Genomic DNA, 9,240 nt, shown 5'->3' on the forward strand with positions numbered 1-9,240 from the left:
GAAATATTTTAAGAATTTAGAGGGATTTGTTGTCCACGATACTGTCTAGGATCATTAAAATACTCTTTTAATATGGAAATAATTAATAGTGTACTGATTAAACCTAGAAATACTATAAGAACCCACAACATACAATCCAAAGAATATCAAACATTACTGATACAAAAATAATAATATTTTTTTGTCTATTAAGTAACTGAAATTTAGTTTTTTTTACAAGTTAAGTGTTTTATTAAGTTATAATTAAAAGTAAATTTTTCCCAACTAGTATAAAGTTTAAGAGTATAGGTTATTGAATTGTTTCTTATGCAAAAAAAAGTCAAGAATCTTTATTTAAGAAAAGGTGAACACTCATTTGTTCTGCAATCACAGTTCATTTTTAAAGCTAAGTAGCAAAAATGGACTAGTGAAGATATCCAAAAAATTATAGAAAAGACCTTATATCAAGATAAATATAGGGTATATGCAATTTTGAGAGAGTATTCTAGCCAGAATTACGGGTAAATTTGACTTGAAAAAGAGAAGGACTAAAGTCTTTTAGAAGGATATATCTTGGATCCTGAATAAGATTTTTACTATTAAAGGAGTAAAGTTTAGCCTCGATATAAGTTTAATCTATTATTTTTACAATAATATTGCATATATCAATACCTAATTTAACTTTAGTTCCTATCGCCAACCCTGTATGGTGTCCGTTCAGAAACACTCTATCGAGGCTAATATGTATAGTTTTTCTAGATCAATTAATTGAAACGAATCTCAAAGATGGGAATAAATACAGTAAATTATTGATTGGATATAAATTATTTTCTGATTTGATGAATGATCCTATATTTTATACAGAAGTGTCTAATTCAGCTCTGAGCGCTACGAAAAGAAAATATAAGCAACTAAAAATTAAAATCACCACACATCAATATCAGCTTCATTTTGAATAAATCAATAAAACGAAAGTTCTCAGCTCTCTCTTCGTATATGAGAAAGTCACAATTTATGGCCTTTCTCATATCTATTTAGCATAAAATCTCTTATGCGAATCTGGAAAGATTAAGTTATTTCGTAATATTTTATCCAATAAGCATTGTCGAAAATATCAGTGTAATAGCTTGACTTCTTACAATGTGAAAAATAGTCACAGCATAAATCTCTAATAATTTCAATTTCCTCTAGGCTATCAGCAGCATTGACTAAAAATATAAACTTGTCCAAGTTAACAAGTAATTTACTACTATTTTTCAAAGGTTTATTATTAGACATTGAATCCTATGTGTTTTCCTGTTGGAAGCTCTACATCAATACGAAGTTTTCCGCCCATTGCTTCGACATACTTTTTCATCGTTGAAATTTTAAGATCATGACCACGATTTTCGATTGCTGACAATGAAGGCTGTTTGATTCCAAGGGTTGCAGCCAATTCTTTTTGAGAAATCTCTAACTCTTCACGAATAAGGTGAAGCTGAGTTTCCAACAATAATTCATCCGCCATTTGTTGAATACGAGCTTGACTCTCTGGAGAGCGATTAGCCAATAATTCTTGTAGGGTCTTAGCCATTAGATTGATCTCCTAAAGTTGAAAGATGAATTTCGTATTGCTGATCGGCAATATCTAACATCTCTTTATAAAAACGCTTTTTACCACCTTTATCACCGATACACAGCACAATAGCTTGTCGTAAAGGATCAAACGCGAAAAAGGCTCTCAGTGATTTACCTCGATGCTGAACACGTAGGTCTTTCATATTGGTAAATTTGGAGTCATAGACGGTATCTACTAAAGGACGACCTAAACTTGGTCCCTGTTGCTGTAGAACGACCAACGCTGCGAGTACTTTCTCTTGTGTAGATTGATCTTGCTGTGCAAGCCATTCGTTAAACAGATCCGTTGTAATGACTGTCCACATATTACAACCATAATATAGATTACAATCTATATTTTATGCTTAATTGAATTATTATTCAAATGACAATAAAAAATCCCGACGTCATGTCGGGATTTTTCGGTGTGGAGCGCATAGGTAGGGCTGACTACCTAATGGTCATGGTGTCTGACTGATTATTCTTGTTTTAAGTCATTGAACATCCTGTTCATATAGATCGATCATAGGGACTTCACTGGTGCTTGGATACAAACAATTTCGTAAAATGCTGTAAGCCAAAGCGTACAAAAAATCATCAAAAATTATCCCAAAGCTTATCCGCAAGAAATGGGGATAAATTCAGAAATGGAAGCCTTAAGGAATCGGAAGGAAATTACGATTTGATCGCTTTTTAACCAATTTTATTGGCAAAATATATCAAAACTGCTCATAAAAAAGCCGACTTGTTTCCAAGTCAGCTTTTCGACATCGTCGAGCAAATTATTTATAGCATAAGTTTTTGATTTTTATATGTTTCAATTTGTTAATTTCGTATAACGCACATTATGTTAAATAGAATCAAAAAACCTCCAATAAAATCGTTATAGTATTATTATTTATTGAGTAGATAAGAGAATTAAATTAGTGAAATACTCAAATGAAAAAATAGTAAAAGCTCTCTTACTTTCTCCTTTACCACTACTTTTTTTCACAGCAGTCCTGTTTATCGTAATGAATCAGGAATACAGCCTATACTCGATTTTAGTGGTTCTTGTAGGGCACGGTCTTGTCTACTTGGCTTATTGTATTTTGACTGTACCTTTCAGCTTCATATTCTCAATTCTTTTAAATCGTTATAACAGTCTTAATTTATTAACTATCTGTATTGCCTCTATAATTATTGCTACTCCATTTTTTATTCTTTTTGGATGGAGTCACACAGGAGAAATTTCGAAAGAGTGGTGGAAGATGTATACAGATACATGGACTATCTTTATGGCTCTATTTCCTGGCTTATGTTATTGGCTATTTCTGATTAACCTAAAAGATAAGAAATCAAAGAATATTGAATAAACCATTGCATAGAGATTCTTAAATTTCCCTAAAATTAACATAATACACCTTATACGAAATTCAAAAAAAATAATATTATCTTTATGATAATTAAAGAAATTTAATACAATCTCCATTATATTAAATTCTCATTACATAGGCTAAGAACTGACTCAATAATAAAAAATGGGAGTTTTGTTGAACTCCCATTTTTGAGACTGCACATTAAACTTTTTCAAATAATTATGTAGCACTTTTTCTAGGTGTTTAGTCCCGGCATTTGATGGATCGGATCAATTTTAAAAAGTTCAGGTTCATCTGTCCACTGTTTGCAGATGAATTCGTAGGGAGTCAGGCCCCTGAGTGTTTTGAGTCTGCGGCCGAAGTTGTATGCAGCAATAAAATCAGCAAGGTGAATGCATAGCTGAGTGTGATCGTCGTAATGGAACCGTTTGACAGTAGCTTCTTTAATCGTTCGGTTCATCCTCTCGACCTGTCCATTGGTCCATGGATGCTTAACCTTGGTAAGACGATGTTCAATGCCACATTCAGTACAAACCCGATCAAAGATGTGCTCAGAGGCGTAGCGATCACAGGTGCGGTTCGTGAACTGGATGCCGTTATCTGTTAGCACCGTATGGATTCTATAGGGCACAGCCTTAACCAGATTGCGCATGAACTCCGCGGCTGCCATCTTACTGGCTTTAGTATGCAATTCAGTGAACGCAAACTTGGAAGTGCGATCAATGGCAACGAAGAGATAAAGCTTACCCTGTGCTGTTTGCATCTCAGCGATGTCGATATGAAAGTAACCAATGGGGTAGCTCTTGAAGCGCTTCCTGACAGGGCGATCACCTTGTACCTCAGGCAGTCGTGAAATACCATGCCGCTGTAAGCAGCGGTGTAACGACGAGCGTGTCAGATAAGGAATACTCGGCTGCAATGCATAAAGGCAATCGTCTAGCGGCAACAAAGTGCGTTTTCGAAAAGCAACAATTGCCGCCTCATCTTCAGGCGATAACACGCTTGAGCGAGGATTCTTTGGGCCGGTTGTAAGATCATCTACTGAAGTACGTTTCTTCCATTTTGCGACGGTCTTTTGATTGATGCCGTAACGCTTGGCTAGCGTTCTTAAGCTCTCTTGACTATTTTGTATTGCTCGACGCACTGCCTGTGTCGTTGTGGCGCTGCTGTGTAGAACTTGTCCCATAGTGCTTCCTTCCATTTATCTGAGAATATTGCACCATTAAAATCTGGGACTAAACACCTAGTATCTTTTATTAGATTTGAAGGTTGTAGGTTGAGCTGAGCAACTTATGCCGAGGGGCTGACATTTATCAGACAGAGTATCCATTTCAGCTTTCGGTGCTGTCTAGAAATAAAGGGAAAGTTGTTTCAGGCGAGGACATCACTTTTGCAAAGATGAATGAGAGGTGTCTCTGCCTGAATATTTGCTTTTCTAGAATTGAGTGTCTAGAAATCAAATGAGGTTTGTAGATAATACGTTTGTGGCGCACCTACATACATTCCACCGACTTGATCCGCTGAACGAGTGTAGTATTCACGGTCAAATAGGTTCTTCACACCGAAGCCCACTTTGAGACCATTGAGTTGTGTGTTGGAAAAATCATAGGATGCCCGAATACCCACTAAACCATAACCAGGAATGTTGCCATAGCGTCCAGTAGCATCATGGGTGCCCGATGCGGTTTGACCAGATTGACCGTAGAAATTAGTGTTTAGTGTCCATTGATCAATTTTATAGTCTATTCCAGCATTGCCGACCAATTGTGAATAAAAGTCGAGATCTTGTCCTTTGTTTTCCCCAGCAGATGCGGTTGCTTTGGTGTAAGTGGTATTGGCATATAGCGAAATACCGCTGAGTTCGTCACTGATTGCACCGAGATTATATTTAAATCCGAACTCGGCTCCTTTGTGTTCAGTGGCACCTAAATTTGAGTAAGTTTGAGTTGCATCATCTCGTTTTAATTCATCAGAAAAATCAATATAAAACAGGGTGAATTCTAGGGATAGATATGGGTCTAAATAGTGTGTACCAATTTCATAATTATTGGCTTTTTCAGGTTGCAAGCCTTGCATGGTCAGATAGGCACCTGACGCATTGGTATTAGCCATTTGGCTATATTGTAGTGGTGCAAAAGATTTACCGTAGTTTGCAAAAATATTCCACAAATCATTGGCTTTATACATGACTGAAAAGCTTGGTAATACTACATCATAGGATTTTTCAGCATGTACTCCGTTGAGTACCGATGCATCTTTATTTAATTTGTACATATTTTCGGTGGTTTTGATTTTCTCAAAACGAACACCAGGAATCAGAGACCATGCACCCACATCTGTGCGGTTGTCGATGAACAATGCATGTGCATCTGTTTTCCCGTCTGCTTTGGTCCAAGCATATTCATTTGTAGGGCCTGTGACCGTGTTATAGCTTGCACGATTAACCGCCTCTTCACTAGTTTCATGTAGATAGCGATAGCCCACAGAAACTTCATTTTCAGTAGTCCCAAGTTGGTACGCATGCGAATACCGTGGCTCGATTGCCGTCACTTTATAATTACGTGGCGCCGTTTGGTACAGTTTTGATCCACTACGTTCCATTCCTGCATCACGGAAGGTGTCAGTGTGATAGGCCAAAAGCTCAAAGGCATTGTCATCTTTTTTATAGCTGTATTTAACTGAACCGTCAGTACGATGCCCTTTCATATAATCATGATTGCGCAAGGACTGATATGGATTTTCAGCAAATTGAGCAGGGGTTAAACCTCCAGGCATATCTACATCTGCATCGTAGCGGTGTAGATTGGCTTCAATTTTTGCATATTCATCTATTGCATAAGCTGCTTTTAAGCGAATATCGTTGATGTCAGAGTCATCATTTTTATCGCGAAAACCCTCTCCATTAACGCCAGAATATAACAGCGCTAAGCCTAAACCGTTGTCTAAGGTTCCACCCACAAATAAGTTGGGGTTAAATTTTACATGACCGTTTTCTGCAATTTCTGTAGTGAGGTCTACCGTTCCAGCAAAGGTTTCAGGAATTGTACGCGAGTTAAAGTTAATAATCCCTCCTACATTTTGTGGCCCAAAGCGAACAGAGCCCGCGCCACGCACCACGTCGATACTTTCAGTATTGCCTAAACTAGTGGGTGCTAAGGAGAGTTGTGATTGACCATAAGGGGCAAACGAAAGTGGAACACCGTCCACGAGTACCTGTGAGCGTGGTGAAAACCGTGACGTTAAACCACGGACACCGATGCTTAACGATGCATCACTCCCTGCTGTTCCTGCATTTTCAGGAGTTTGAATACCAGGCACAGTGCGTAAAGCCTCTTTGACAGAAGTTACGCCTCGGTTAATCAACTCATCACGCTGAATGACTGTACGCGCTCCAGCATGATTTAGTACTTTCTGTGCATTGGCTTCATCTAACCAGTTGCCTTCGGCTTGCACAGTTATCGTGTTAAGCGTCACAGTAGGGTATGTATCGGCTGCATAAAGTATGGAGGGAAATAAGCAGAGGGTGAGGACTGATTTTTTGAAATGAGGGAGTAACACAAGAGATCCTTAAAATGATGTATAGGTTAAATGTGAAGAAAATACGGAGAATTTGTAAGTTTGTGAAATGATAAGCTGACTAGCGAGATCTGTAAATGATAATCGTTTGCTTTTTATTCAAGTGTTATATAAAAATTATTAGAATAAAGGGAATAGTGAAAGCACTTAAAAGTGAGCCGGCAATCTATACAAAATTCTTTTCTGAAAGTGTTCTGCAATATCAAACAGGCTGACAGTTTTCTAGAATATGAATACAGAAAGATAGATAAAAACGGTGGCTAACATTTGAGTAAAAATTGAACTTATTGCTGAGTTTAGCCTAAAAAACCAATGGCTTTCACTGGGAGGCCATTGGTTTTAGTGTATGTTGAATTTTGCTTAATCTGACATTAGTTTTACATTACAGATTGTTGGTCAAGTCCGCCTGAGTGTTATCAGATTTATCTTGAGCATGCTTTCCCCAGTTAAACTTCTGTGCACAGATGCCTAATCCAACAATAAACAATGCAAGTAAACTGGTATAGGTTACTTCTTTGAAATAAGTGCCTTCAACCAACATGGTAATAAGTGCGCCAATAATAAAGAAGATTGCAAGATACGTAAAATATTATATATTTCAATATGCTGATTCCATTCGGGAAAAATATCATTTGGGTATAGCTTTAGTGATTTAAGAGTTTGAAGAAACTGAGAGTCTATTTTTAACTTTTCTGGATGATCAACTATGTCATCAAATAATGCAGATGATCTATGAGTTAAAAATTTACCTGTAACAGAGGAGTGGTACGCCTTAGCATTAATTTTAAAGGCTTCATTACTATCATTTTTAACTATTTTTTTAAAATTTTTCGGTAAACCGTACATCATTTTATGATGATATGAACTTATATGACTCGTTATCACAAAAGATTCAAGAGATGAAATTTCTTCTAAAGAGGAATAAGAGTTTTGCATTAAAGGCCTAAGCTAAAAAATCAGAATTATGAAATTTCTCTAAAATTAACATAATACACGTTATACGAAATTTTAAAAATGACATTATCTTTATGATAATTAAAGAAATTTAATGTAATTGCTATTATATTAAATTCTCATTACATCGACTAAGAACTGACTCAATAATAAAAAATGGGAGTTTTGTTGAACTCCCATTTTTGAGACTGTACATTAAATTTTTTCAAATAATTATGTAGCAGTTTTTCTAGTCAAATTATCTTTTTCAATACCTAATAAAGATATTATTTCTGTGCTTCATATGCCTCTAAAGCTCGTAAAGCAAATGTATATGCAGCTCCTGCATTCAAATGAATTGCTGTAGCTAAAGCACCAGCTACTTCGCTTTCTGTTGCACCAGCTTTCATTGCTGCTTCTGCATGCACTGAAATACAGCTTTCACAACGCGTAGTGATTGCCACTGCTATAGATATTAATTCACGTGTTTTGATATCTAATGCCTCGGCAGCAGCAGCATCATTAAGTGCTAAATAAGCTTGAAGCATTTTAGGGTGAGTTTTTCCTAAAGATCCAAATGATTTTTTGACATGTGCTGTATGTTCTGGCCAATCTAGGAACATTTTAAAAATACCTTTGATTAAATACAGATTTAATATTAGTTGAATTGGAGATAAAATTTCTTAAATTTTGTGTAAACAACGTAATTTTAATCTTATTGCAAAATCAACACTTACTTGAACACCCATTCTCATCCAAGTTGGACACTTTATAATTATTCTAAAATTAACATAATACACCTTATACGAAATGCGTTATAATTATCTTTAGAAATCAATGCTGTAGTTTCTAGTTGATAGCCCATCTTCCCCAAGGTGGGTTTTTTTATGATTTTTCACGTTCCACGCCTATTCTTTGACCAATGTTTCACGACTTTGTTCATATTAGTTAAACAATCGTGGTTAATCATAGGGTCTAAAAAAACGGCTCCAAAAGCCCCTTTTCTCCGGTTCCTGTTCAACGTGCTCCGGCACTGGAATCCGCTTATTTTCTGTCTGCTCCGGAGTAGTCAATCCGTCATCTTTCGGCTCAAGTTCTGACCGAGGATATGTTGCTATATCCGGGTCTGGTTTCTGATCGGTAAACGTAGTCATATTGGATTGTGGAGGCTTCATTTCAATGAGGGTCAGCAGTGTATCTATGCGAGCGTTTGCCTTGGCTTCACGATCTTCGGCTTTTTCTAACTGCTTTTTTAAAAAATCGATTTGGCTTTTGAGTTCTACAACTGTTTTATCTGTGTATTCAGGTGTATTTTGATTTTGTATTGAAGAATACAATATGTGTATTCTTCAATACACTCAAGCTTTAAAGCCTAGGTTCTTTAGATGGGGTAAGAAGTGCTTTTGTTGTATTGGATCTCTCAGCATTTCTTTGATTTTTGCTGCTAGGCTATCATAGCTCTCATTACCATTTGCTAAGTTTGAAAATTCAGGTAGTCGTGAAAGCTGATTGCCAAACATATTGAGCTGAGCCATTAAAGAATGACCGGACGCATGACGGTCAGGTTGTTGTATGCACGTCAAATAGCCGCTTTACGAAGCAGTGCTTCTCATCGGATGGCTTTGAAATCAAGTGCTGGAATAGCGAGAAAGTACGGGTAACTTTCTCTTTTTCAAGAAGAATGTACGATCAAGTCTGAACTAATACAAATAAGCCCAAGTGAACAATCAAATCAGCCACGGCTGGGACTGTTCTAAATTTTGTGTAAGTACTTAATTTTCATTTATCCTTCAGAGGA

The 9,240-nt window shown here is 36.6% G+C and carries 10 protein-coding genes and 2 pseudogenes; 2 read left to right on the plus strand and 10 right to left on the minus strand.

Annotated elements, in window-relative coordinates:
* The first annotated feature begins 719 nt into the window (after positions 1–719).
* Positions 720–938 (plus strand): hypothetical protein, encoded by a 219-nt coding sequence (locus B806_RS19235; RefSeq protein ID WP_029747731.1) that lies wholly within the window; start codon positions 720–722, stop codon positions 936–938.
* Positions 939–1,047: 109 nt separating this feature from the next.
* Here the strand turns inward: B806_RS19235 and B806_RS0105145 are convergent, their stop codons facing one another.
* From B806_RS0105145 to B806_RS0105155, 3 genes are read right to left on the minus strand one after another with little or no spacing between them, the layout of a single operon-like run.
* Positions 1,048–1,257, minus strand: a complete 210-nt coding sequence (locus tag B806_RS0105145) for a hypothetical protein (protein ID WP_000069471.1) — start codon at positions 1,255–1,257, stop codon at positions 1,048–1,050.
* Positions 1,250–1,552 carry a helix-turn-helix domain-containing protein gene (locus B806_RS0105150; protein WP_001140619.1) on the minus strand — a complete coding sequence of 101 codons (303 nt, stop codon included), beginning with the start codon at positions 1,550–1,552 and terminating at the stop codon, positions 1,250–1,252. Before B806_RS0105150 ends, B806_RS0105145 begins: the two co-directional genes overlap by 8 nt.
* Entirely contained in the window at positions 1,545–1,901 is a 357-nt protein-coding gene (locus tag B806_RS0105155; RefSeq protein WP_006581604.1) for a type II toxin-antitoxin system RelE/ParE family toxin, read from the minus strand. The genes B806_RS0105150 and B806_RS0105155 overlap by 8 nt, the downstream gene beginning before the upstream one ends.
* A 600-nt stretch (positions 1,902–2,501) precedes the next feature.
* Between B806_RS0105155 and B806_RS0105160 the strand changes: the two genes are divergently transcribed.
* The gene (locus B806_RS0105160) at positions 2,502–2,930 is read left to right on the plus strand and encodes a hypothetical protein (protein WP_000877730.1); all 429 of its coding nucleotides are present in this window, start codon (positions 2,502–2,504) and stop codon (positions 2,928–2,930) included.
* 238 nt (positions 2,931–3,168) lie between these two features.
* On the opposite strand, the gene B806_RS0105165 is transcribed toward B806_RS0105160, so the two are convergent.
* The 7 genes and pseudogenes from B806_RS0105165 to B806_RS19735 all read right to left on the minus strand — a co-directional run bounded on the left by B806_RS0105165 (position 3,169) and on the right by B806_RS19735 (position 9,025).
* Positions 3,169–4,119: an IS481 family transposase gene (locus tag B806_RS0105165; protein ID WP_006582413.1), complete on the minus strand. Its 951-nt coding sequence runs from the start codon at positions 4,117–4,119 to the stop codon at positions 3,169–3,171.
* 263 nt (positions 4,120–4,382) lie between these two features.
* Positions 4,383–6,491, minus strand: coding sequence for a TonB-dependent siderophore receptor (locus tag B806_RS0105170; RefSeq protein ID WP_025466669.1), 2,109 nt, complete (start codon positions 6,489–6,491; stop codon positions 4,383–4,385).
* A gap of 400 nt (positions 6,492–6,891) precedes the next feature.
* Positions 6,892–7,092: pseudogene (locus B806_RS19240) on the minus strand (GABA permease); the annotation flags it as partial.
* Entirely contained in the window at positions 7,017–7,445 is a 429-nt protein-coding gene (locus B806_RS0105180) for a hypothetical protein (protein WP_002124576.1), read from the minus strand. The gene B806_RS0105180 and the pseudogene B806_RS19240, both read right to left, overlap by 76 nt.
* Positions 7,446–7,729: 284 nt before the next feature.
* The gene (locus tag B806_RS0105185; protein ID WP_002125301.1) at positions 7,730–8,065 is read right to left on the minus strand and encodes a carboxymuconolactone decarboxylase family protein; all 336 of its coding nucleotides are present in this window, start codon (positions 8,063–8,065) and stop codon (positions 7,730–7,732) included.
* A 339-nt stretch (positions 8,066–8,404) separates the two neighbouring features.
* A pseudogene (locus B806_RS0105190) lies at positions 8,405–8,767 on the minus strand (plasmid replication DNA-binding protein); the annotation flags it as partial.
* A gap of 33 nt (positions 8,768–8,800) precedes the next feature.
* Positions 8,801–9,025 carry a hypothetical protein gene (locus B806_RS19735; protein ID WP_125510319.1) on the minus strand — a complete coding sequence of 75 codons (225 nt, stop codon included), beginning with the start codon at positions 9,023–9,025 and terminating at the stop codon, positions 8,801–8,803.
* Positions 9,026–9,240 lie beyond the last annotated feature (215 nt).

The organism is Acinetobacter sp. TG2027 (assembly GCF_000302435.1).
GTDB classification, from domain to species: domain Bacteria; phylum Pseudomonadota; class Gammaproteobacteria; order Pseudomonadales; family Moraxellaceae; genus Acinetobacter; species Acinetobacter pittii.

Bases quoted from the DNA above. Each gene is read 5' to 3' on its own strand.
- B806_RS0105145 (WP_000069471.1), bottom strand. From the start codon at position 1,257: ATGTCTAATAATAAACCTTTGAAAAATAGTAGTAAATTACTTGTTAAC.
- B806_RS0105150 (WP_001140619.1), bottom strand. From the start codon at position 1,552: ATGGCTAAGACCCTACAAGAATTATTGGCTAATCGCTCTCCAGAGAGT.
- B806_RS0105155 (WP_006581604.1), bottom strand. From the start codon at position 1,901: ATGTGGACAGTCATTACAACGGATCTGTTTAACGAATGGCTTGCACAG.
- B806_RS0105165 (WP_006582413.1), bottom strand. From the start codon at position 4,119: ATGGGACAAGTTCTACACAGCAGCGCCACAACGACACAGGCAGTGCGT.
- B806_RS0105180 (WP_002124576.1), bottom strand. From the start codon at position 7,445: ATGCAAAACTCTTATTCCTCTTTAGAAGAAATTTCATCTCTTGAATCT.
- B806_RS0105185 (WP_002125301.1), bottom strand. From the start codon at position 8,065: ATGTTCCTAGATTGGCCAGAACATACAGCACATGTCAAAAAATCATTT.